Source organism: Chelatococcus caeni (assembly GCF_014196925.1).
Taxonomy (GTDB): Bacteria; Pseudomonadota; Alphaproteobacteria; order Rhizobiales; family Beijerinckiaceae; genus Chelatococcus_A; species Chelatococcus_A caeni.
Genome location: NZ_JACIEN010000006.1, coordinates 275,771 through 298,517, shown reverse-complemented (window position 1 = coordinate 298,517; position 22,747 = coordinate 275,771). Strand labels below are relative to the sequence as shown.

Annotated in this window: 24 protein-coding genes; 19 read left to right on the top strand and 5 right to left on the bottom strand. The window is 68.5% G+C overall.

The window, feature by feature from the left end:
* Nucleotides 1-7: 7 nt before the first annotated feature.
* Nucleotides 8-904 carry an SIS domain-containing protein gene (locus GGR16_RS21540; protein WP_183318056.1) on the bottom strand — a complete coding sequence of 299 codons (897 nt, stop codon included), beginning with the start codon at nucleotides 902-904 and terminating at the stop codon, nucleotides 8-10.
* A 180-nt stretch (nucleotides 905-1,084) separates the two neighbouring features.
* On the opposite strand from GGR16_RS21540, the gene GGR16_RS21535 reads away from it, so the two are divergent.
* The 9 genes from GGR16_RS21535 (at nucleotide 1,085) to GGR16_RS21495 (ending at nucleotide 10,555) form a co-directional block, all read left to right on the top strand.
* A complete protein-coding gene (locus GGR16_RS21535; protein WP_183318054.1) occupies nucleotides 1,085-1,969 on the top strand; it encodes a MurR/RpiR family transcriptional regulator in 885 nt (294 codons plus the stop codon).
* Nucleotides 1,970-2,436: 467 nt separating this feature from the next.
* Nucleotides 2,437-3,585 (top strand): mandelate racemase/muconate lactonizing enzyme family protein, encoded by a 1,149-nt coding sequence (locus tag GGR16_RS21530; RefSeq protein ID WP_183318052.1) that lies wholly within the window; start codon nucleotides 2,437-2,439, stop codon nucleotides 3,583-3,585.
* Between the two features lie 9 nt (nucleotides 3,586-3,594).
* Nucleotides 3,595-4,356 carry a creatininase family protein gene (locus GGR16_RS21525; RefSeq protein ID WP_183318050.1) on the top strand — a complete coding sequence of 254 codons (762 nt, stop codon included), beginning with the start codon at nucleotides 3,595-3,597 and terminating at the stop codon, nucleotides 4,354-4,356.
* Nucleotides 4,357-4,398: 42 nt separating this feature from the next.
* Entirely contained in the window at nucleotides 4,399-5,934 is a 1,536-nt protein-coding gene (locus GGR16_RS21520; protein ID WP_183318048.1) for an ABC transporter substrate-binding protein, read from the top strand.
* Between the two features lie 301 nt (nucleotides 5,935-6,235).
* Nucleotides 6,236-7,177, top strand: a complete 942-nt coding sequence (locus GGR16_RS21515; protein WP_019404442.1) for an ABC transporter permease — start codon at nucleotides 6,236-6,238, stop codon at nucleotides 7,175-7,177.
* The gene (locus GGR16_RS21510; protein WP_183318046.1) at nucleotides 7,177-8,034 is read left to right on the top strand and encodes an ABC transporter permease; all 858 of its coding nucleotides are present in this window, start codon (nucleotides 7,177-7,179) and stop codon (nucleotides 8,032-8,034) included. The genes GGR16_RS21515 and GGR16_RS21510 overlap by 1 nt, the downstream gene beginning before the upstream one ends.
* A 3-nt stretch (nucleotides 8,035-8,037) precedes the next feature.
* Nucleotides 8,038-9,087, top strand: a complete 1,050-nt coding sequence (locus GGR16_RS21505; RefSeq protein WP_183318045.1) for an ABC transporter ATP-binding protein — start codon at nucleotides 8,038-8,040, stop codon at nucleotides 9,085-9,087.
* 5 nt (nucleotides 9,088-9,092) lie between these two features.
* Nucleotides 9,093-10,100, top strand: a complete 1,008-nt coding sequence (locus tag GGR16_RS21500; RefSeq protein WP_040405518.1) for an ABC transporter ATP-binding protein — start codon at nucleotides 9,093-9,095, stop codon at nucleotides 10,098-10,100.
* A complete protein-coding gene (locus tag GGR16_RS21495) occupies nucleotides 10,097-10,555 on the top strand; it encodes a RidA family protein (RefSeq protein ID WP_019404446.1) in 459 nt (152 codons plus the stop codon). The genes GGR16_RS21500 and GGR16_RS21495 overlap by 4 nt, the downstream gene beginning before the upstream one ends.
* Nucleotides 10,556-10,782: 227 nt before the next feature.
* Here GGR16_RS21495 and topA read toward each other — a convergent pair whose 3' ends face one another.
* On the bottom strand, nucleotides 10,783-13,434 hold the full coding sequence (topA, locus tag GGR16_RS21490; protein ID WP_053193598.1) for a type I DNA topoisomerase: 2,652 nt from the start codon (nucleotides 13,432-13,434) through the stop codon (nucleotides 10,783-10,785).
* Between the two features lie 305 nt (nucleotides 13,435-13,739).
* On the opposite strand from topA, the gene rplS reads away from it, so the two are divergent.
* The 3 genes from rplS (at nucleotide 13,740) to leuC (ending at nucleotide 16,048) form a co-directional block, all read left to right on the top strand.
* Complete coding sequence (gene rplS / locus GGR16_RS21485) at nucleotides 13,740-14,126, top strand: 50S ribosomal protein L19 (protein WP_019404448.1); 387 nt, start codon at nucleotides 13,740-13,742, stop codon at nucleotides 14,124-14,126.
* Between the two features lie 224 nt (nucleotides 14,127-14,350).
* A complete protein-coding gene (locus GGR16_RS26460) occupies nucleotides 14,351-14,473 on the top strand; it encodes a hypothetical protein (protein ID WP_019404449.1) in 123 nt (40 codons plus the stop codon).
* A gap of 171 nt (nucleotides 14,474-14,644) precedes the next feature.
* Nucleotides 14,645-16,048, top strand: coding sequence for a 3-isopropylmalate dehydratase large subunit (leuC, locus tag GGR16_RS21480; RefSeq protein ID WP_019404450.1), 1,404 nt, complete (start codon nucleotides 14,645-14,647; stop codon nucleotides 16,046-16,048).
* 73 nt (nucleotides 16,049-16,121) lie between these two features.
* On the opposite strand, the gene GGR16_RS21475 is transcribed toward leuC, so the two are convergent.
* Nucleotides 16,122-16,409 (bottom strand): hypothetical protein, encoded by a 288-nt coding sequence (locus GGR16_RS21475; RefSeq protein WP_019404451.1) that lies wholly within the window; start codon nucleotides 16,407-16,409, stop codon nucleotides 16,122-16,124.
* Between the two features lie 76 nt (nucleotides 16,410-16,485).
* On the opposite strand from GGR16_RS21475, the gene GGR16_RS21470 reads away from it, so the two are divergent.
* The 7 genes from GGR16_RS21470 (at nucleotide 16,486) to leuB (ending at nucleotide 20,844) form a co-directional block, all read left to right on the top strand.
* Nucleotides 16,486-16,827, top strand: a complete 342-nt coding sequence (locus tag GGR16_RS21470) for a hypothetical protein (protein ID WP_183318043.1) — start codon at nucleotides 16,486-16,488, stop codon at nucleotides 16,825-16,827.
* A gap of 18 nt (nucleotides 16,828-16,845) precedes the next feature.
* The gene (locus GGR16_RS21465) at nucleotides 16,846-17,271 is read left to right on the top strand and encodes a metallopeptidase family protein (protein ID WP_019404453.1); all 426 of its coding nucleotides are present in this window, start codon (nucleotides 16,846-16,848) and stop codon (nucleotides 17,269-17,271) included.
* A 102-nt stretch (nucleotides 17,272-17,373) separates the two neighbouring features.
* Nucleotides 17,374-17,979: a 3-isopropylmalate dehydratase small subunit gene (leuD, locus tag GGR16_RS21460; protein ID WP_019404454.1), complete on the top strand. Its 606-nt coding sequence runs from the start codon at nucleotides 17,374-17,376 to the stop codon at nucleotides 17,977-17,979.
* Nucleotides 17,980-18,163: 184 nt separating this feature from the next.
* Entirely contained in the window at nucleotides 18,164-18,790 is a 627-nt protein-coding gene (locus GGR16_RS21455) for a LysE family translocator (RefSeq protein WP_183318041.1), read from the top strand.
* A 29-nt stretch (nucleotides 18,791-18,819) separates the two neighbouring features.
* Entirely contained in the window at nucleotides 18,820-19,209 is a 390-nt protein-coding gene (locus GGR16_RS21450) for a RidA family protein (protein WP_019404456.1), read from the top strand.
* Between the two features lie 23 nt (nucleotides 19,210-19,232).
* A complete protein-coding gene (locus GGR16_RS21445; RefSeq protein ID WP_019404457.1) occupies nucleotides 19,233-19,628 on the top strand; it encodes a VOC family protein in 396 nt (131 codons plus the stop codon).
* Nucleotides 19,629-19,731: 103 nt separating this feature from the next.
* Nucleotides 19,732-20,844, top strand: coding sequence for a 3-isopropylmalate dehydrogenase (gene leuB, locus GGR16_RS21440; protein ID WP_183318039.1), 1,113 nt, complete (start codon nucleotides 19,732-19,734; stop codon nucleotides 20,842-20,844).
* A 193-nt stretch (nucleotides 20,845-21,037) separates the two neighbouring features.
* On the opposite strand, the gene GGR16_RS21435 is transcribed toward leuB, so the two are convergent.
* Nucleotides 21,038-21,337, bottom strand: coding sequence for a hypothetical protein (locus tag GGR16_RS21435; protein WP_019404459.1), 300 nt, complete (start codon nucleotides 21,335-21,337; stop codon nucleotides 21,038-21,040).
* 126 nt (nucleotides 21,338-21,463) lie between these two features.
* Nucleotides 21,464-22,435 (bottom strand): hypothetical protein, encoded by a 972-nt coding sequence (locus GGR16_RS21430; protein ID WP_183318037.1) that lies wholly within the window; start codon nucleotides 22,433-22,435, stop codon nucleotides 21,464-21,466.
* Nucleotides 22,436-22,747: the final 312 nt, after the last annotated feature.

The following is a 22,747-nucleotide window of genomic DNA, read 5'->3' as shown; positions in this document are numbered from 1 at the left end:
GGTGCGTTCAACTCGTTGCGGAATGCGGGCTCATGTCGTCGGATTCGCTCCAGTAGGCTCCGGCCGACTGCAAGTGCTGTTCGCGGGCGGCGACGGCGGCAAGCGCCTCGGGCCCGAGCCGGGCCATGACGAGGGACACGAGCGCCTCGACCACGGCGACGGTGCCGACCTGCGACTGCAGCAGCGACACCCCGCCGTCCCCCACGAGGACCACATGGCCGGCGGCGCGGCCGAGCGGCGAGAGCGTGCTGTCGGTGATGGCGATGACCGTCAGCCCCTGGCGGCTCGCCTGCCGGGCGGCGAGCACGGTCTCCCGCGTCAGCGGCGCGACGCCCACGGCGACGAGCACGTCGCGCTCATCGCAATGGTCGAGCGCATCGACGCCGAGCCCGCCGACGCCGGCGAGCGGCAGCACCCCCTCACGGAACAGCGCGAGCGAATAGGACAGGGCGAAGGCCGGCGGAAAGCTGCTGCGCAGGCCGATGACGGCGATGCGCCGGGCCGCGGCGAGGCGCTCGGCGACGGCGACGAGGGTCGCCGCCTGCGGCCCGGCGAGCGCCGCATCGACCGTCACATGCGCCGCAGCCTGCGTCGCGGCGACGAGCATCGCCGCATCAGAGCCGGCGCGCGCCACGATGGACTGCGCCCGCGCGGCGAAGGGGCCGAGGGGACGCGCCTTCCACTGCGCGCGCAGGACATCGCGGAAATCCTCGTAACGCTCGTAGCCGAGCATGCGCACGAGACGCAGGAGCGAAGCGGGCGAGACACCGGCGGCCGCCGCGAGCTGGCGCATCGACATGAGGGCACCGTCGTCCGGGTGGCGCGTCAGGTGCTGGGCCGCCTTCCGCAGCTGCGGCGGCAGATCGTCGAACAGCCGTGCCAGTTGCCGGTCGATCGTGTCCACGGGCGCCCCGATGCAGCCGATGAAGCAAACGTTTCATCATGCTCGCATCATAAAACATTTGCGTCAATACGCGCCGCACCCGATCCACGGCGATGGACCCGGAATTGTCGCAGGGCCCCGTTTGGCGCTACCGTCCGGCGCGGCCACCGGGCCGCGACGCGTCGCGGAGAGTGAGACAGCATGCGCAACCCCACCAGCCTGATCGACCGCATGCGCCTCGAACTGCCGGAGATGAACCGGGCCGACCGGGCGGTGGCGGACGTCATCCTGCACGATATCGATGCCGCGACGCGCCTCAGCACCAAGGAGCTCGCCGGCAAGGCTGAGGTCAGCGAGCCGACCGTCATCCGCTTCGCGCGGCGCATGGGCTGCGAGGGCTTCACCGATTTCAAGATCCGCCTGGCGCAGGACTATGCCATCGGCCGCATGTATCTCGTCGCCGAGCGGTCGGTGCCGGCGGAGACCGGGCGCGAGGTCGCCGAGCACGTCTACGAGGCCACGGCCCAGGCGCTCGCCAGCGCCTTCTCGCAACGTGACCCGGCGGCGCTGGAGGCCGCGGTGGAGGCGCTGGACAAGGCGCGCCGCGTCTTCTGCTTCGGCGTCGGCGGCAGTTCGGCCAACGTCGCCCAGGAGGCGGAGAACAGGCTGTTCCGCCTCGACCTTGCTGCCTCGGCGACAGCCGACCCCTACAAGCAGCGGATCATCGCGGCGACGGCGGGACCGGGCGATGCGCTGCTCATCTTCTCCGTCACCGGCAAGCCGCGCTCGCTCGTCGACGCGGCGGAGATCGCCCGCGGCCTCGGCGCCGCCGTCGTCTCGGTGACGGCGCCCGGTACGCCGCTCGCCGACCATTCGACGCTCGTCGTCCCCCTCATCGCCTTCGACGAGGAGAAGTTCTTCTACATGCCGAACCGGGGCCGCTACGGACAACTGTTCGTGCTCGACTGCCTGGCGACGCTGATCGGCGCACGGCGCATGAAGAGCGTCGCCAAGAAGCTCTGGCGCGCCCGCATGACCCTCGTCGACCTGCACGGCTCGACCGAGAGCCAGCCGGTCGGCGACTGAGCGCTACGAGGCGCCTTCCGCCCCACGGCCCACAAACGGCCGGCAGGTCCGGCCTCCGGCGCCGTCATGCCCGCGCGTGTCGCGGGCATCCACGCCTTGAAAATGCGAGCAACGTCAAAGGCGTGGATGGCCGGGACGAGCCCGGCCATGACGAGCCCCAATGCGTGGTCCGCAGCACGCCAATCGCGGGCACGGTGACAGGGAGCCGCGATAGGTAGTTAAATTACATTCACTCTCCCTGCGCCCCAAAATCCGGAAATTGCCAGCAACTCGGCCGCAGAATCCTCAGAACGACAAAAATTTCTTATTTTGTCGACAATTGAGCCCGATTTCCCGCGCGCCGAGATGCCCCCACCGGTTACGGCACCGAGTCAGCGAGGGCCCTTCGGCCCCTCCTCCCGATTGACAGGCTCGTAATAAAACTACATCATGCTCTCATTCCAATTCCAGACTGGCGAATGCGAAGCATGCAGCGCTCCGACAAGACCATCGTTTCCTTCCGTTTCGACGAAGTCGTCGTCCCGGCCCATCCGGGCGTGATCAATTCGGAGAGCCTTGCAAAGCCGCTCCACATGCTGCCGGTCGGCGGCAAGGCGGCGTGGAGCACGCAGTTCGACGAACTGCCGAAGCTCATCGTGCGCATGACGCTCGCCGACGGCACGGTCGGCCTCGGCGAATTCTACCGCGACCATGAGTGGCCGCGCATCGAGGCGATCTGCGCAAACCTGCTCGGCACCTCGATCCTCGATCTTCCCCTGCAGGACCTGCCGCTGCCGCTCTGCCGGGAATACGACGGCTTCGAATGCGCCATCTGGGACGCCTATGCGAAGTCGCTCGGCGTGCCGATGCACGCGCTCCTCGGCGGCGCCATCCGTGACCGCGTCGCCGTCAGCGCCTGGTCGAGCCACCGCACGCAGGAGGAGGTCGGCCCCTGGGTGCGCCGCTACTGGGAACAGGGCTACAAGGTCATCAAGTTCAAGTGCGACCTCGAGGACGACGTCGCCGGCTGGTGCGCGCGCATCAAGGAGCACGCGCCGGGCATGAAGGTGCTCTTCGACCCCAACCAGCGCTGGGAGAACGCCGGCAACGCGCGGCGCATCATCCGCGAGCTCGAGGCCGTCGGCAACGTGCTGCTGCTCGAGGACCCGCTGCCGCGCTGGATGCTGCTCGATTTCGCCGAGCTGCGCCGCTTCTCCTCGATCCCGATCGTGCTGCACGTCTCCCTGCCCTACGTCTATCAGGGCCAGCGGCCGCACGACGCCATCAACGCCATCGCCCACAATGCCGTCGACGGCTTCAACTTCAACGGCGGCCTCGCCAAGTTCCAGGCGCTCGACCACATTGCCGCGACGGCCGGCCTCTATTGCTGGCACGGCTCGGAGGTGGACCTCGGCATCCTCGAGGCCATGTACGTGCACCAGTCGGCGGCGGCGAAGAGCTGCGTGTGGCCGGGCGACATCTTCGGGCGCATGATCCGCACGCACGATCTGCTCGAGAAGCCGCTCGCCTTCGAGCCGCCGTTCGTGCGCATCCCGAACGATGGCCCGGGCCTCGGCGTGAAGCTGGACGAGGCGGCGCTCGCGCGCTTCCGCACCGCCGAACGCACCATCTCCTGAGGGCGGCCGATGCGCTGGGAAAAGTTCACGACGAACGAGATCGCCGGGCTCGACCGGTCGATCCCCGTCGTCCTCAACATCGCCGCCATCGAGCAGCACGGCCCGCACCTGCCGCTCGACACGGATGCCGAGATCGGCGCCCATTTCCTCGCCCGGCTCGACGAGGCGCTGGGCGAGAAGGTGCTGATCCTGCCGCAGGTCAAGGTGTGCTGCTCCGAGCACCACATGGAATTCGCCGGCACGCTCAGCATCCGCCACGAGACGTTCCTCGCCTATGTCGGCGACATCATCGAGAGCGTCGTGCGGCACGGCTTCCGCAACCTCGTGCTGTTCAACAGCCACGGCGGCAACCAGGCCATCGGCCAGGTGCTGCTGGAGAGCTTCGGCGCCCGGCACCGCGACTGCCGCATCGCCATGCTGACCTGGTGGCGGCTCGCCGCGCCCGAGCTCGAAAAGATCCGCGAGAGCGATTTCGCCGGCATCAACCATGCCTGCGAGTTCGAGACCTCGCTGATGCTCCATGCCGTGCCCGACAGCGTGCGGCGTGCGCTCGTCGGCGGCATGAGCTACGTGGCCACGCACGACTGGGCCCAGGCCGACATGATCCGCGGCAGCCGCGGGGCCATGTTCCGCTCCATGCATGAGATGTCGCATGGCACCGGCGTCGTGGGCGATCCGTCGAAGGCGACCGCAGAGAAAGGCGAGAGGATCACCACGGCCGTGGTGAACCAACTCGTCCACGTCGTCTCGACGCTCAACGAGGCGCGCTGAACGCGCAAAGTTCAACCGGCAACCAACAGAGGGGTGTGCCACATGTTCAGAAAGCTGGTCCTGGCGGGGCTCGCGGCGACGAGCCTCTCATTCGCCACGGCGGTCCCGGGCATTGCCCAGGAGCGCGGCGGCGTCGTCAACGTCGCCATGATCGGGGAGCTCGCCTCGCTCGATCCGACCGTCGCGACGGGCGACCTTCTCGGCACCGTCACGCAGCATTTCTTCGAGACGCTGTTCACCTTCGACAAGGAGTGGAACATCACGCCGCTCCTGGCGGAGAAACTGCCGGAGGTGTCGGCCGACGGTCGCGTCTACACCATCAGCCTGCGCAAGGGCGTCAAGTTCCACGACGGCAGCGAGATGACGGCCAAGGACGTCGTCGCCTCCCTGCACCGCTGGCTGGAGCTCGCCTCGCGCGGCAAGCTGGTGCAGCCGAACCTCGCCGGCCTCGAGGCGGTCGACGACCATACCGTCCGCCTCAGCCTGAAGGAGCCGTTCGCGCCGCTCGCGGCGCTGCTCGCCTTCAACAATTCCGCGGCCATCATCCTGCCGGCCGGCAAGATGGACAACCCGCTCAAGGAATACGTCGGCACCGGCCCCTACATGCTCAAGGAGCGCAAGGCCGACCAGTACATCCAGCTCGTGCGCTTCGACGGCTACACGCCGCGCGAGGGTGACCCGAACGGCTTCGGCGGGGCGCGCAAGCAGTACCTCGACGAAATCCGCTTCGTGCCGGTGCCGGATGCCAACACGCGCGTCGAGGGCGCCATCGCCGGCCAGTACGACTATGCCGACCTCCTCCCCGTCGAAGCCTACGACCGCCTCAACGGCCAGGACAAGACCGAGCCGCTCCTGCTGAAGTCCTTCGGCTGGCCCATGTTCATCATGAACAACAAGCAGGGCATGATGACGAAGCTGGAGATGCGCAAGGCCGTGCAGGCCGCGCTCAACGCTGAGGACATGCTGGCCGCCGCCTTCGGCAAGCCGGAGTTCTACACCGTCGACGGCGCGCTCTATCCGGAGGGCTATCCGTGGCGCACGGACGCCGGCACCGAGGCCTATAACCTGGGCGATCCGGAAAAGGCCAAGGAGCTCGCCAAGGCCGCCGGCTACGACGGCAAGCAGCCGATCCGCATCCTGACCAGCCGCCAATATGAGTTCCACTACAAGATGGCGCAGGTCGCGGCGGAATATCTGAAGGCGGCCGACCTCGCCGTCGAGCTGCAGGTGGTCGACTGGGCGACGCTGGTGCAGCGGCGCGCGGACCCGGCCCTGTGGGACATCTTCATCACCCACAGCCCGTTCCTGCCCGATCCGGCGCTGATCGCGCCGCTGCCGGCGACCTATCCGGGCTGGTGGGACAATCCCGAGAAGGAAAAGCTGCTCGTCGCCCTCAACGCCGAGCTCGACCAGACGAAGCGCGTCGCGCTCTTCGCCGACCTGCAGAAGCTGCTCTACGAGCAGGCTCCCCTCTACAAGGTCGGCGACTTCAGCGCCCTCTCGGCCAAGTCGCCGAAGCTGAAGGGCTACGACGCCTCGCCCTGGCCGTACTTCTGGAACGCCTATCTGGACAAGTGAGGCTGAGGCCGGAGGTTGAGCTGGCGCAGGCCGGCGGTGCGCTCCTCTTCTCCCTCCCCCCACGAAGTGGCGGGGAGGGTCGGGGTGGGGGCGGTGCAGCAGGCAGGCGCTGTCCGACCATGTCGGTCAGTACAGTATCAACTGGCACGGTTCGCAGGCGGCACCGCCCCCAGCCCCTCCCCGCCGCAAGCGGGGGAGGGGAACCGGGCGCGCTCGACTGGTTCCGCCCCCACTGCAGAAACGCCATAGTCTTTTGTCCCGGGATTGTGATGCCGCTCATCTCCCGGCAGCGAGTGGAGCGATGACCCGCTACATCCTGCAGCGCCTTCTCGGCATGCTCGCCGTGATGTTCACGGTGGTGACGATCGTCTTCATCATCGTGCGCATCGCCCCGGGCGATCCGGCCGCCGTCATGCTGGGGCCGGACGCGACGCCGGCCGACATCGCGGCGCTGCGCACCCGCCTCGGCCTCGATCAGCCGCTCGTGGTGCAGTATCTCTTCTTCCTCGGCCAGCTCATCAAGGGCGACCTCGGCCAGTCGATCTTCCTCGACATGCCGGTGACGCGGGCGCTCGCCGAACGGGCCGAGCCCACCTTCTTCCTGACGCTGTTCTCGATTCTCATCGCCAGCGCCATCGCGCTGCCGGTCGGCATCCTCTCCGCCTACAAGCGCGGCACCCTGTTCGACCAGACGGTGACGACTTTCGCCATGTTCGCGGCGAGCATCCCGAGCTTCTGGCTCGGCCTCGTGCTCATCCAGGTCTTCGCGGTCCGGCTCGGCTGGTTCCCGGTCGCGGGCTACGGCGGGCCGGATGCGTCCTTCCTCACGCGCCTGTCACATCTCGTGCTGCCGGCGGTGGCGCTCGGCGTCGTCTCCTCGGCGCTGATCACACGCTTCACCCGCGCCTCGATGCTCGACGTGCTCAACGACGACTATGTGCGCACCGCCCGCTCCAAGGGCATGGGCGAGTTCCGCGTGGTCATGAAGCACGCCTTCAAGAACGCGCTCATCCCCGTACTCACGGTCATCGGCCTCACCGCCGCCCTCCTCGTCTCCGGCGCCGTGGTGACGGAGACGGTGTTCAGCCTGCCGGGCGTGGGCAACCTCGTCGTCTCGGCTGTGCTCCGGCGCGACTATCCCGTCATCCAGGGCGCGCTCCTCGTCATCGCAGCGATCTACGTGCTGATCAATTTCGGCATCGACATGCTCTACATCCTCATCGATCCGCGGGTGCGCTACTGATGGCCGCCGTCAGCATCGCCCCCGCGCCGCGCATCACGACGCTCATCCTGCAGCGCAAGACGCTGGCGATCGGCCTTGCCGTCATCCTCGCCATCGCGCTCTTCGCCCTGCTCGCACCGCTGATCGCGCCCTATGCGCCGAACAAGCTGTCGATCGTCAACCGCCTCAAGCCACCGAGCGGCACCTATTTCTTCGGCACCGACGAATTCGGCCGCGACATCTTCAGCCGCACGATCTACGCCGGCCGCCTGTCGCTGACGGTGGGCGCGGCCGCGACGGTGTTCGCCGGTGTCATCGGCATCACGCTCGGCCTCGTCGCCGGCTTCTTCCGCCGCGCGGACACCGTGATCGCGCGCATCGTCGATGCGATGATGGCCTTCCCCGACATCCTGCTCGCCATCGCGCTCGTCGCCGCGCTCGGGCCGTCGCTCGCCACCGTCATCGTGGCGCTCGGCATCGTCTATGCGCCGCGCCTTGCCCGCATCGTTCGCGCCTCGACGCTGGTGATCCGGGAGCTTCCTTACGTGGAGGCGGCGCGGGCGCTCGGCGTGCCGACGTGGCGCATCATGACGCGCCACGTGCTGCGCAACCTCGTCTCGCCCATCCTGGTGCAGGCGACCTTCATCTTCGCCTATGCCATGCTGGCGGAGGCGAGCCTTTCCTTCCTCGGCGTCGGCGTCAGCCCCGAGATCCCGACCTGGGGCACGATGATCGCCTCCGGCCGGCAATATGTCGGCCAGGCCGACTGGATGACGATCTTCCCCGGCGTCGCCATCATCCTGTCCGTCCTGTCGCTGCAGCTCGTCGGCGACGGCCTGCGCGACCTCCTCGATCCACGCCTTCGAAAGGACCTCTGAGCGATGGCCGCCGTCCTTTCCGCCCCCTCCCCGCTCACAGCGACGCTACCCGAGGACGTCGTCCTCAGGGCCGAGGACCTGCACACCCACTTCATCGTCGGCGAGCGCGCGGCGAAGTCCGTCGACGGCGTGACGCTGACGGTGCGCCGGGGCGAAACGCTCGCCGTCGTCGGCGAATCTGGCTCGGGCAAGTCGGTGACGAGCCTGTCCATCATGCGCCTCCTCGCCCATCCCGGCCGCATCGTCAGAGGGAAAATCCTCTACCGGATGCGCGACGGCACGGTCGTCGATCTCGCGACCTTGCCGGAAAAGCGCATGCGCGCCATCCGCGGCAAGGAGATCGCCATGATCTTCCAGGAGCCGATGACGAGCCTCAACCCGCTCTACACCGTCGGCGACCAGATCATGGAGATGATCCGCCTTCACGAGCCGGTCTCCCGGCATGAGGCGCGTCAGCGCGCGAGGCAGATGCTCGAGCTCGTCGAGATCCCGGCGGCGGAGAAGCGGCTCGACCAATATCCGCACGAGATGTCGGGGGGCATGCGCCAGCGCGTGATGATCGCGCTCGCGCTCTCGTGCAACCCGGCCCTCCTCATCGCCGACGAGCCGACGACGGCGCTCGACGTCACCATCCAGGCCCAGATCCTCGACCTGATGCGCCGCCTGCAGCGCGACATCGGCATGAGCATCTTGTTCATCACCCACAATCTCGGCGTCGTCGCCGAGATCGCCCACGAGGTGGCGGTGATGTATGCCGGCCGCGTCGTCGAGCAGGCCCCGGTCGAGGCGCTCTTCGCGCGGCCGCGCCACCCCTATACCAAGGGCCTCCTCGCCTGCATCCCCAACCCGGAGCGCGACCGGGCGGCGGACGGGGCGCGGCTGATGTTGAACCCCATCCCCGGCAACGTCCCGAGCGTGCTCAACCTGCCGCCGGGCTGCACCTATGCGCCGCGCTGCCCGCTCGTCGAGCCGCGCTGCGAGGGCGAGGCGCCGGGCCTCGTGCCCGCCGGCCCCGGCCACCTCTCCCGCTGCTTCAGGCACGAGCTGCTGTGACCGCCATGAACCATTCCCCATCCCCTCAGGGCGGCGACGTGCTGCTGTCCGTCCGCAATCTCTCCAAGCGCTTCCACACGGCGAGCGGCCCGGTGAAGGCGGTCGAGGACGTATCCTTCGACGTGGGCCGCGGCCGCATCGTCGGCATCGTCGGCGAATCGGGCTCGGGCAAGACCACCGCCGGGCGCTGCATCCTGCGGCTCGTCGAGCCGTCGGAGGGCGAGGCCGTGTTCGACGGGGTCGACCTGTTCAAGCTGCCGGAAAAGGCGCTGCGCGCCTATCGGCGGCGCATGCAGATCATCTTCCAGGACCCCTATTCCAGCCTCAATCCCCGCATGCGCGTGGGCGACATCATCGGCGAAGCCATCGACACGCACGGCCTCGCCAAGGGGGCGGCGCGGCAGGCGCGCATCGCGGACCTCCTGGCCCGCGTCGGCCTCAGCCCGGAACATGCGCGCCGCTATCCGCACGAGTTCTCCGGCGGCCAGCGCCAGCGCATCGGCATCGCCCGGGCGCTTGCCGTCGAGCCCGAGCTCATCGTCGCCGACGAGCCCGTGTCGGCGCTCGACGTCTCGGTACAGGCGCAGGTGCTCAACCTCATCCAGGAACTGCAGAAAGAGCTGGGCCTCACCATGCTCTTCATCTCGCACGACCTCACCGTCGTCGAATATCTGTGCGACGACATCGTGGTGCTCTACCTCGGCCGCATCATGGAGCAGGGCCCGTCGCGCGAGGTCTACGCCAATCCGCGCCATCCCTATACCAAGGCGCTTCTCTCGACCGCGCCGATCCCCGATCCGACGGTCCGGCGCGAGCGCGTCATCCTGCAGGGCGACATCCCGAGCCCGCTCGACCCGCCGTCCGGCTGCGTCTTCCGCACGCGCTGCCCCTTTGCCATCGAGGCCTGCGCGAAGGCCGTGCCGCCGCGCGAGAGCGTCTCACCCAGCCATTCCGTCGCCTGCATCCGCCAGGCGGAGCTCGCCACCCTCGCCACGCAGAAGGTCACCGCATGACCCCCTACCAGCGCCTCGCCGATCTCGGGCTTACGCTTCCGCCGGCGCCCAAGCCCGTCGCGACCTACGTGCCTTTCGTGCAGGAGGGCAATCTCCTCTTCCTCTCGGGCCAGGGGCCGCGCGAGGCGGACGGCCGTCAGCGCACCGGCAAGGTCGGCGCCGAGATCGGCGTCGAGCAGGCCTATGACGATGCGCGGCTGACCGGCCTCAACCTCCTCGCCGTGATGCACGAGGCGCTCGGCGACCTTGCCCGCGTGCGGCGCGTGGTGAAGCTGCTCGGCATGGTCAATGCCGTGCCGGATTTCGGCGACCATCCGAAGGTCATCAACGGCTGCTCGGACCTCTTCGTCGCCGTCTTCGGCGAGGCCGGCCGCCACGCCCGCTCGGCCGTCGGCTTCGGCTCGCTGCCGAACAACATCACGGTCGAGATCGAGGCGATCGTGGCGGTGGATTGAGCGAAGGCCCGCCGGCTCCCGCGCAACCGTCATGCCCGCGCCCGTCGCGGGCATTCACGCCTTGGAAAGCTGTGCAACGTCAAAGACGTGGATGGCCGGGACGGGCCCGGCCATGATGGCGGGAACGGTGCGCTCCCGGTTCGGTCAGCATCAGGGGAAGAGGGCCGGCCGGCACTGTCTATGCCGTTCGGTCGTTCATGTCCCAAGGGAGAAGAAGCTGCCGCCCGCTATTCTCCCGCTGCCGCCTTCTTCGTTGGTTTGCCGGCTGCCTTTTTAGCGGGCGCCTTTTCAGCCGGCTTCTTTGCGGCAGCTTTCTTCGCAGGGGCCTTCTTGGCGGCCGGCTTTTTCGCCGCTGCCTTCTTGCCACCGCCGGAGGCGCGCTTGGCACGGATGAGGGCGATGGCCTCCTCCAGGGTCAGCGCGTCCTTGTCCATGCTCTTGGGCAGGGTGGCGTTGGTCGTGCCGTCGGTGACGTAGGGACCATAGCGACCGGCCTTGACGCTGAGCTGCTTGCCGCTCTCCGGCTCTTCGCCCAGCACCCGGCCCGGATCGGCCGCGCCGCCCCGGCGTCCGCCGCCCTGCTCCTTCGTGATGATCAGGTCGATGGCCCGGTTGGCACCGATGTCGAGCACGTCGTCGTCCTTGCCGAGATTGGCGTAGGTTCTCTCGTGCTGGACATAAGGCCCGAAGCGACCGATGCCGGCGAGGATCGGCTTGCCGCTCTCGGGATGCGTCGCGACCTCGCGCGGCAGCGACAGCAGCTTCAATGCCTTTTCGAGGTCGACGAGATCCGGCGCAAGGCCCTTGGGCAGGGTCTGGCGCTTGGGCTTGTCGCCCTCGCCGAGCTGCACATAGGGACCGAAGCGCCCGTCGCGCAGCGTGACGTCGAGCCCCGTCTCAGGGTCCTTGCCGAGGACGCGCGGGCCGCCGTCGGCGGCAGCGCTCGTCTCACCATCGCCGTTCGCCGCGAGCTGGCGCGTGTAGCGGCACTCCGGATAGTTGGAGCAGCCGATGAAGGAGCCGAACTTGCCGAGCTTCAGCGACAATTGACCGGTGCCGCAGCTCGGGCAGGCGCGCGGATCGCTGCCGTCCGCCTTCTTCGGGAAGATATGCGGCCCGAGCTCCTCGTTGAGGGCGTCGAGCACCTCGCTCATGCGCAGGCTCTTCGTCTCGTCGATGGCGGCGATGAAGTCGCGCCAGAAGTCGCGCAGCACCGCCTTCCAGTCGATCTCGTTGTTGGAGACGCGGTCGAGCTGCTCCTCGAGGTCGGCCGTGAAGTCGTATTCGACATAGCGGCGGAAGAAGCTCTCGAGGAAGGCCGTGACGATGCGGCCCTTGTCCTCGGGCACGAGGCGCTTCTTGTCGATCTCGACATAGCCGCGCTCCTTGAGCACGGCGAGCACGGCCGCATAGGTCGAGGGCCGGCCGATGCCGAGCTCTTCCATGCGCTTGACGAGGCTCGCCTCGGTGTAGCGCGGCGGCGGCTCGGTGAAGTGCTGCGTCGCGCGAATCTCGCGCTTCTCGAGGGCATCGCCGGCCTTCATGGCGGGCAGGCGGCGGCTCTCCTCGTCCTCCTCGTCGTCGCGGCCTTCCTGATAGAGCTTCAGGAAGCCGTCGAAGGTCACCACCTGGCCGGTGGCGCGCAGGTCGAGCACGCGGCCGGCGGCCTTCGCCTCGATATCGACCGTGGTGCGCTCGAAGACGGCCGATTCCATCTGGCTCGCCACGGTGCGCGTCCAGATGAGGTCGTAGAGCCGGGCCTGATCGGGATCGAGCTGGCGCGCCACCATGGCCGGCAGGCGGCCGAGATCGGTCGGGCGCACAGCCTCGTGCGCCTCCTGCGCGTTCTTGGCCTTGGTCGTGTACTTGCGCGGCACTCCGGGCACATAGGCGTCGCCGAACTCCTTGGCGATAACGCGGCGAGCGCCGGCGACCGCCTCCGGGGCCATGTCGACGCCGTCGGTACGCATATAGGTAATGAGGCCAACCGTCTCGCCGCCGATCTCGACGCCCTCGTAGAGCCGCTGGGCGAGCTGCATGGTGCGCGCCGGGGCGAAGCCCAGCTTGCGCGAGGCCTCCTGCTGCAGGGTGGAGGTGGTGAAGGGCGGCTGCGGGTGGCGCTTGGCCGGCTTGGCCTCGACCGCGGTGACGCGGAAGGCCGCCGCTTCGAGCGCCTTCCTGAAGGCCTCAGCCTCCTCGCCCTTGCCGATGTCGAGCCGGGTGATCTTCTTGCCGTCGGCGCCGACGAGGCGGGCCTCGAAGGTCGCGCCCGCCCCCGTCGCGAGGAGGGCGATGAGCGACCAGTATTCCCGCGCCACGAAGGTCTCGATCTCGCGCTCGCGGTCGCAGACGAGGCGCAGCGCCACCGACTGGACGCGCCCGGCAGAACGGGCGCCGGGCAGCTTGCGCCACAGCACCGGCGAGAGATTGAAGCCGACGAGATAGTCGAGCGCACGGCGGGCGAGATAGGCATCGACCAGGGCCTGGTCGATCTGGCGCGGCTGGCGCATCGCCTCGAGCACCGCGTCCTTGGTGATGGCGTTGAAGGTGACGCGCTCGATGGCCACGTCCTTCAGCACCTTCTTCTGCGTCAGCGCCTCGATGACGTGCCAGGAGATCGCCTCGCCCTCGCGATCCGGGTCGGTGGCGAGGATGAGCTTGTCCGCCCCCTTCACCGCCCTCGCGATGTCCGACACGCGCTTGGAGCCGCGGTCCTCCAGCTCCCAGATCATGGAGAAATCGGCCTCGGGGTCGACCGAGCCGTCCTTGGCCGGCAGATCGCGGATGTGGCCGAACGAGGCCAGGACCTCGTAGTCCTTGCCGAGGTACTTGTTGATCGTCTTCGCCTTGGCGGGAGATTCGACGACAACGACTTTCATCAAGAGTTCCTCGGCGAGCCTTCAAGAAAATGCGGGCGGCCGGCGCAAACACGGCCGGCGGGCGGACTAGTTGAGTGAAAGGGGGCGCGGAGTCAAATGGCAAGGCGATGACAGCGGCGCAAGAGGCGCCCGGCGCCGGCGGGGCCATTGCATCGGAGCCAGCGCTTTCGCGTCCTTTCTCGCGCAGCCCTTATCGACAAGGGCGAACGCCTCGTGTATAGGGCGCCACCAACTCAAAACAGCGTCGCCGAAACGCTCGTGTCCGCGGGACCTTCCCTTCGGGCATGCCGGCAGGAGTGATCGACATGAACATCATCGAACAGATCAACCAGGAACAGATCGCCAAGCTCACCGAAGCCAAGTCCATCCCGGACTTCGAGCCCGGCGACACGGTGCAGGTCAACGTCCGCGTCAAGGAAGGCGAGCGCAGCCGCGTGCAGGCCTACGAGGGCGTGTGCATCGCCCGTGACGGCGGCGGCATCAACGAGAGCTTCACCGTCCGCAAGATCTCCTACGGCGAGGGCGTCGAGCGCGTGTTCCCGCTCTATTCGCCGCTGGTCGAGTCGATCAAGGTCGTGCGCCGCGGCAAGGTGCGCCGCGCCAAGCTCTATTACCTGCGCGATCGCCGCGGCAAGTCGGCCCGTATCGCCGAGCGCGCCGAGCGCCGCACCGAGAACAACAAGGGCGAGTGATCCTTCGCTCATCTGGCGGCACCACCGCCGGCTCCCGGACGACGAAGCGCGGCCTCTCGCCGCGCTTTTTCATTTTTATCGTCCGCTTCGGCGCGGCACGCGCGGGAGCCATGCAAGGCGATGCGCGCGGGCGCGTTGTCGCTGTCGTTTTGATCTGTTAAAAACGGCGCAGAATGATGAGGCGCGGGCGCTCCATATGCCGGCCCGACGTGACGGCTTGCCGTTTGACGTCGCAGCCGCTGCCGACGACGCAGGAATTTGCGGCGCTGCACGATCACGCCCGGCTGCCGTGGCGCTTCTTCGCGCGCCTCCTGGCCTGCACCATCGCCGACCTTCGCCGCGCCTGAGCCGGTGCCCGTCAGGGCGCCCGCCAGGCACCGCGCCCCGCGAGGGGGACGGCCGCAGGAGCGGCCCGTGACGCGGGTGAACATGTCCCGACCAGCGAAACCGAGGCGGGACATCTGAGCGACAAGAGCACCGATGGCAGCCGCCATCACAGCATGAGAAGCCGAAAGCCCATGACAGCGCGCACCCTCTACGACAAGATCTGGGACGATCACGTCGTCGACACCCAGCCCGACGGCACCTGCCTCATCTACATCGACCGCCACCTCGTGCACGAGGTCACTTCCCCGCAGGCCTTCGAGGGCCTGCGCGTCGCCGGCCGCAAGGTGCGCGCGCCGCAGAAGACGCTCGCCGTCGTCGACCACAACGTGCCCACCACCGACCGCTCGCACGGCATCGAGGATCCCGAGAGCGCGCTGCAGGTGGCGACGCTCGCCGACAATGCGCGCGACTTCGGCGTCGAATATTACAACGAGCTCGACCAACGCCAGGGCATCGTCCACGTCGTCGGCCCCGAGCAGGGCTTCACGCTGCCGGGCACCACGATCGTGTGCGGCGACAGCCACACCTCGACCCACGGCGCCTTCGGCGCGCTCGCCCACGGCATCGGCACCAGCGAGGTGGAGCACGTGCTCGCCACGCAGACGCTGATCCAGAAGAAGGCGAAGAACATGCTGGTTCAGGTCGACGGCGCCCTGCCCGAGGGCGTCACGGCCAAGGACATCATCCTCGCCATCATCGGCGAGATCGGCACCGCCGGCGGCACCGGCCACGTCATCGAATATGCGGGCGAGGCCATCCGCTCGCTGTCGATGGAAGGGCGCATGACCGTCTGCAACATGTCGATCGAGGGCGGCGCCCGCGCCGGCCTCGTCGCGCCGGACGAGAAGACCTACGCCTATCTCAAGGACAAGCCGAAGGCTCCGAAGGGCGCGGCCTGGGACGAGGCCGTGCGCTTCTGGGAGACGCTGCGCACCGACGAGGGCGCCCATTTCGACAGCGTCATCCGGCTCGACGCGGCCAACCTGCCGCCCATCGTCACCTGGGGCACGAGCCCGGAGGACGTCATCTCGGTCAACGGCGCGGTGCCGAACCCGGACGAGATCCAGGAGGAGACGAAGCGTCAGTCGAAGTGGCGGGCGCTGGAATACATGGGCTTGAAGCCAGGCACGAAGATCACCGACATCGCGCTCGACCGCGTCTTCATCGGCTCCTGCACCAACGGGCGCATCGAGGACCTGCGCGAGGTGGCGCGCATCGTCGCCGGCAAGACGGTCAACCCCAACGTGAACGCCATGATCGTGCCGGGCTCCGGTCTCGTGAAGATGCAGGCGGAGGCCGAGGGCCTCGACCGGATCTTCAAGGCCGCCGGCTTCGACTGGCGCGAGCCCGGCTGCTCCATGTGCCTGGCCATGAATGCCGACAAGCTGAAGCCCGGCGAGCGCTGCGCCTCCACCTCGAACCGCAACTTCGAGGGACGGCAGGGCTTCAAGGGCCGTACCCACCTCGTCTCCCCCGCCATGGCGGCGGCGGCGGCGATCGCGGGGCACTTCGTGGACGTGCGCAGCTTCGGCTGAGCCAGACGTGCCAGGGTCAATGACACAAGGGCCGGCCCTCGCGGGCCGGCCCGGCATGGAACGGCTCCTGCCGTCAGTAGCGGCAGAGCGGGCGCCAGCGGACCACCCGGCCGTGACCGGGGATGAAGCGCACCTGCTTCACCCAGCGGCAACGGTAATAGGGCCCGTCATAGACGGGAGAGGCGAACCAGCCGGCGCCCCACACCGGGTGCGGATAGGGCCTGTGATGCCAGCCGTGGCGGGCCTCGGCACTGCCGGAGCCGAGCGCCGCGGCGCCGAGACCGGCGAAGAGGGCGAGGGCCAGCAAGCCTGCCTTGCCGCCGATGCGGGGGAGGTGACGCTGCGTCGAGGTCTTGGTCATGGGTTCGGTCTCCTGAAGGGTTCATCGGTCGTTCCCGTTGCGCTCCCTGAGGGCAGACGCGAGATGATCATGGCCTTTGCTGCAGCCCGTCGCGGTGCTGCGCAGCACACGCGGGCGCGGTGGAACTAGGCGCGGTGGCACGGAGGCCTTCGAGGTGGTCGCGATGAAGGGCGATGACGAGAAGCGGCAGCGCGAAGCGCGCGAGGCGCTGGAACGGGTGGAGCGGGACAGCGAGACGCTCTCCTCCTCCTCCCTCGGCCGCGCGACGCGGCGCCTCGGCGCGCATTTTTCCGGCCGCGACGCCGACCATCCGGACGACGACCGCATCGAGGTGTGGGGCAAGCGCATCGGCCGCATTCTCGGCCTCGTGCTCCTCGTCTACCTCGCCTATGCGCTGATGCAGCAGCTGGCACACTGATCCATGGAAACGGGGCCCATGAGCACGAGCCGGGACACGGACCACCTTCGCGCCCTGACGGCGCCGGACATCGGGACCTTCGAGGATCTCGCCCAGGCGGCCTTCGACGCCCTGCCGGAGGATTTCCGCCGCCTGTGCGACGGCGTTCTCATCCGCGTGGAGGATTTCCCGGACGAGGAGACCATGGAGGAGATGGGCTGCGAGAGCCCGTTCGACCTCCTCGGCCTCTTCCGCGGCTACGGCCTCGCCCAGCAGGGCGCGGTGCCGATGTCGGGGCAGATGCCCAACATGGTCTTCCTCTACCGCCGGCCGATCCTCGACTACTGGGCCGAGCACGAGGAGACGCTCGGCTCCCTCGTCACGCATGTCCTCGTGCACGAGATCGGCCACCACTTCGGCCTCTCGGACGAGGATATGGAAGCGATCGAGGCCGCGGCGGGGTGACCGGCGCGGTCGCCGGCTGCGCTAGGCGCGCCAGGCCGGCTTTGATATGACATTCGGCAATATAGGTCGCCGCGGCGGCCGCAGACGGACGGAAGAGCGAAAATGGAGAAGTTCACCACCCTGACGGGCGTCGCCGCGCCGCTCGAGATCGTCAATGTCGACACCGACATGATCATCCCGAAGCAATATCTGAAGACCATCAAGCGCACCGGCCTCGGCAAGGGCCTGTTCGCCGAGATGCGCTACAACGAGGACGGCTCGGAGAACGCCGACTTCGTGCTCAACAAGCCGGCCTACCGCAAGGCGCAGGTCCTCGTCGCGGGCGACAACTTCGGCTGCGGCTCCTCCCGCGAGCATGCGCCGTGGGCCCTGCTCGACTTCGGCATCCGCTGCGTGATCTCCACCTCGTTCGCCGACATCTTCTACAACAACTGCTTCAAGAACGGCATCCTGCCCATCACGGTGTCGCCGGAAGACCTCGACAAGCTGATGGACGACGCCCGCCGCGGCGCCAACGCGACGCTGACCATCGACCTCGAGGCGCAGGAGATCCGCGGGCCGGACGGGGGCAAGGTCAGCTTCGAAATCGACGCCTTCCGCAAGCACTGCCTGCTCAACGGGCTCGACGACATCGGGCTCACCATGGAGAAGGCCCCGAGCATCGAGGCCTACGAGACGAAGACGGCGACCTCGCATCCCTGGCTCTGAGAGGGATGGGGCGAGCGGCAGCGAATTGAGGGCAGCGGCGAGGACACGAGGCCGCGCCGCGGCCTGAGCGGCACCCTTCCCCCCTCACCCTGCCCTCTCCCCGCAAGCGGGGAGAGGGTTCGCGGTGGGCCCAGCGCGTGAACCTTCCTGCACCATCACTCGACGAACGGCGGAGATGGACGGCATGAGCCTCGACACCTACCTCGTCTTCCTGCCGGCCTGCTTCGCCATCAACATGGCCTTCGGGCCGAACAACCTCCTGTCGCTGACGAACGGGGCACGCGAGGGGGTCTGGCGCGCCACCGCCGCGGCCGGCGGGCGGCTCGTCGCCTTCGCCATCATGATCGTCATCGCCGCGCTCGGCCTCGGCGCGGTGCTGGCGACGTCGGAGATGCTGTTCAGCGTCGTCAAATGGGCGGGCGCGGCCTATCTCGTCTATCTGGGCTTCCGCCTGCTGCGCGCCGGCGCTCCCGAGCTCACGGCGCTCGAGACGAGCGCGCGCACACCCCTCGGCCGGCTGGCGCTGCAGGAATTCTGGGTGGCCGCCGGCAACCCGAAGGCGATCCTCGTCTTCACGGCCTTCTTCCCGCAGTTCCTCGGCGGCGGCCATTATGCGCTGAATTTCCTCGTCATGGGCGCGACCTTCATCGCGCTCGAGGTCGTCGCCATCGCCGCCTATGCCGCCTTCGGCGGGCGCCTGCGCTCCCTGACGCGCGGGCAGCGGACGCTGAGGCTCTTCAACCGCGTCAGCGGCAGCCTGATGATCGGTTTCGGCGTCATGCTGGCGCTTACCCGGCGGCCCACCGCCTGACCCAACCCCGATACGAGAGGACCATCCGGATGACGCGGCAGCTGATCTCCACCGGCTCACCTTTCGAGAGGGCCTACGGCTATTCGCGTGCCGTGATCGACGGGCCCTTCGCCTTCGTCGCCGGCACGACCGGCTACGACTACGCGACGATGGCGATGCCGGAGGATGCGGCCGCGCAGGCGCGCAATTGCTGGACGACCATCGCGCGCACGCTGGAGGAGGCCGGCTTCTCGCTCGCCGATATCGTGCGCGCCACCTATTACGTCACCGACGTGGCCCATGCCGAGCCGCTGCTCACCGTCTGCGGCGAGGTGCTGGCCGAGGTGCGACCGGCCGCGACGCTCCTCGTCGTCGCCGGCCTCCTGAAGCCCGAGATGAAGGTCGAGATCGAGGTGACGGCGCTGAAGCGCCGCGTCTGACCGCGAAACGGAGCCCCTCGCCCGTGGCCAAAGCCATCCACACCATGATCCGCGTGCTCGACGAGGCGCGCTCGGTCGCCTTCTACGAGACGGCCTTCGGCCTCAAGATCGCCGACCGCTTCGTCTTCGACGGCTTCACGCTCGTCTACCTGCGCAACGCCGAGGCCGATTTCGAGGTCGAGCTCACCGTCAACCACGGCCGCAGCGAGCCCTATGCGCTCGGGGACGGCTACGGCCACCTCGCCGTCGCGGTCGAGGATCTCGACGCCGAGCACGCCCGCTTCACCGATGCCGGCCTCGCGCCCCAGCCGATCAAGGAGTTCTTCCGCGACGGGGCGCTGATGGCGCGCTTCTTCTTCGTCACCGATCCGGACGGCTACAAGATCGAGGTGCTCGAGCGCCACGGCCGCTATCGCTGAGCGGGCATCCGGCGCGAGCCATGCGCCGGAACGCCTTGCCAAACCCGCACCCGCGCAGCAAAAGGCTGCGCGACCATCTTATTCCGCGCAACACGAGGGCATCATGGCGTCCTACAATCTCCTTCTCCTCCCCGGCGACGGCATCGGCCCCGAGGTCATGGCCGAGGTCGAGAAACTCGTCGGCTGGTTCACGAAGACCGGCATCGCCCGTTTCGAGACGGAGAAGGACCTCGTCGGCGGCTGCGCCTACGATGCACATGGCGTCGCCATCACCGACGCCGCCATGGACCGCGCGCAGGCGGCTGACGCCGTGCTCTTCGGCGCCGTCGGCGGGCCGAAGTGGGACAAGGTGGCCTACGAGCACCGCCCCGAGGCGGGCCTCCTGCGCCTGCGCAAGGAGCTCGGCCTGTTCGCCAACCTGCGCCCGGCCATCTGCTATCCGGCCCTGGCCGATGCCTCGTCGTTGAAGCGCGAGCTGGTCGAGGGGCTCGACATCGTCATCGTGCGCGAGCTCACCGGCGGCGTCTATTTCGGCGAGCCGAAGGAGATCGTGACGCTGGAGAGCGGCGAGAAGCGCGCCGTCGACACGCAGCTCTACACGACCCATGAGATCGAGCGCATCGCCCGCGTCGCCTTCGAGCTCGCCAAGGTGCGCCGCAACAAGGTCTCCTCGGCCGAGAAGCGCAACGTGATGCGCACCGGCGTGCTGTGGAACGAGGTCGTCACCCGCGTCCACAAGAACGAGTATCCGGGCGTGGAGCTGGAGCACGTGCTCGCCGACAACTGCGGCATGCAGCTGGTGCGCAACCCGAAGCAGTACGACGTCATCGTCACCGACAACCTGTTCGGCGACATCCTGTCCGATGTGGCGGCCATGCTGACCGGCTCGCTCGGCATGCTGCCGTCGGCCTCGCTCGGCGCCGAGGATCCCGCGACCGGCAAGCGCAAGGCGCTCTACGAGCCCGTGCACGGCTCGGCCCCCGATATCGCCGGCAGGGGCCTTGCCAACCCGATCGCCATGATCGGCTCCTTCGCCATGGCGCTGCGCTATTCCTTCAGCCTCGTGAAGGAGGCGGACATGCTGGAGAAGGCCGTCGCCAACGTCCTCGACGGCGGCCTGCGCACGAAGGACATCGCCGGGCCGGGCGTCAATGCCGCGGGCACGGGCGAGGTGGGCGACGCCATCGTCAAGGAAATGGAAAAGCTCACCGGCTGAGCCCGGACGCAGCCTGCAACGACGAAGCCCGGCCGTCCGGCCGGGCTTCGTCGTTGTCTCTATCTCAGCGGCAAGGACTTGCGTGCGTCATGGCCGGGCTTGTCCCGGCCATCTATGCCGTCGATCTTGCTTGAGAATTCAAGGCGTGGATGCCCGCGACAAGCGCGGGCATGACGAAATCCACCCATCACCCTCAGCGCGGCGCCTGGAAGTCGATCGCGCCAAAGGGATTGCGACCGCCGCCGATGCGCGGGGGCAGCACGGTGGAGCCGAACTTCTCCTGCACGTTGGCATAGACGGGCGGGGAATAGCTCTGACCGGAGAGCACATAGTTCGACATCGATCCGACCGGCACGACGTTGCCGGGGTCGAGATAGCTGCGCGGAGTCACCGTGATGGTGCGCACGCGGCTCTGGGCGTAGGCCTCACCGGCAACGGCGAGACAGGAAGCCGCCATGGCAGCGGCCGACAGGATGATGGTGAGATGACGCATGGTGCTGACCCTCGCTTGCCATATCGGCCCGGCCACTAGCCACAGAATAGCATAACGGGCCGTGAAGGGCGCCGCCGCCGACCGGCACAGACCCTTCCCGGCGCTCAACTTGCGGTGACGGGCAGCTCACGTGCGCCCGAAGGAGGCCGGCCGGACCGGCGGCAAGGGCACGTCGGCCGAGGTCGCGAGCAGTTCCGCGATACCATCGGCCGCCGGCGCCTCCTCCGCCACGCGCGGCGCAGCGCCGCAGGTGGCGGCCGGCCTCGCCGCATGGAACAGAGCCTTCAGGCCTCCGTCATCGAGCGAGGCGGCTGGCTCGAGGCCGTCGATGACGCAGCGTAGGGCGGCGTCGGCGCGCGGCCTGTCATCGGCGCCGCAGACCCAGCCGCTGAGGCGCAGGGCTGGTGCATCGTGCAGCAGGCGAAAGGCGGAGCAGCTGCGCACGACGCCCTGGCCGACCAGCTGCGCTTCCGCAACCTCCATGGTGCCGAGCTTCGTCGTGACGCCACGCGGCACCGACGTGCGGGAGACGGCGAGCCCCGCCTCCGAAGCGGCCCGCACCATGTCGACGAAGAAGCTGGACGGAGTGCCCGCCTCCCCGCCCGGCCGATAGACCGACAGGCGCAGATGCGGGCCCGGCGCCGCGAAACGCCCGATGCCGACGATATCCTCCTGCCCGCCGAGGCCGTGATGCTGGGCCTCGTAGCTGCGTTCCCTGTCGCCGAAGCCGGGGCCGATGCCCGAGGCCGCGAGCGCGAACACGGGCACGGGCGCGCTCGCGCGGATCCAGATGGGGCGCGCCACGGCGGCGTCGAGGCCGGGCGTCGCCGGCACCGCTGCATCCTCCGCGAGCCTGACGTCCGCCTGCGCGTCACCGGCTCCGGCGCCCTCAGGCCCCTTCGCGGCCTGAAGGACATAGGCGCCGCCGGCAAGGGCGACGACTAAGAGCCCGGACAGGAGCGTGCGCTGCAGCCGTGCCGCGGCGCTGCGCCGCGGCCGCCGGCGCATCGGCCGGTCCAATTCCTCGTAGAGCCTGTCGCCCGGCGAGAGGTGCGGCATGGGCGGCCCCGCCGCACGGCCCTGGTGATATCGCGTCATGGACACGCTCCCTGCCCTTCTGTTGCCGAAGGTTTTCCGGTGTCGTAGCGGACAAGGCTCGCCGCATATGCCTGACCATCGGTTACCGCCGCGCGGCGATCTCCAAGGAGAGTCAACGACCCGTTGCCGGGCAGCCGCCAGCGGTAAGGTTAACGGGCCACGCCGGCCGCTCCCTGCATCCACGTCGCGCTTGACAGAACACGCCCGCCGTGGTGCAGAGACGGGTGCGGCTCGCTCTCGTTCGGCCGCGACTGGAACCGACGGACTTTCCATGGCTTCGCCGCTTGCGCTCAGCACGCTGACGAAAACGAA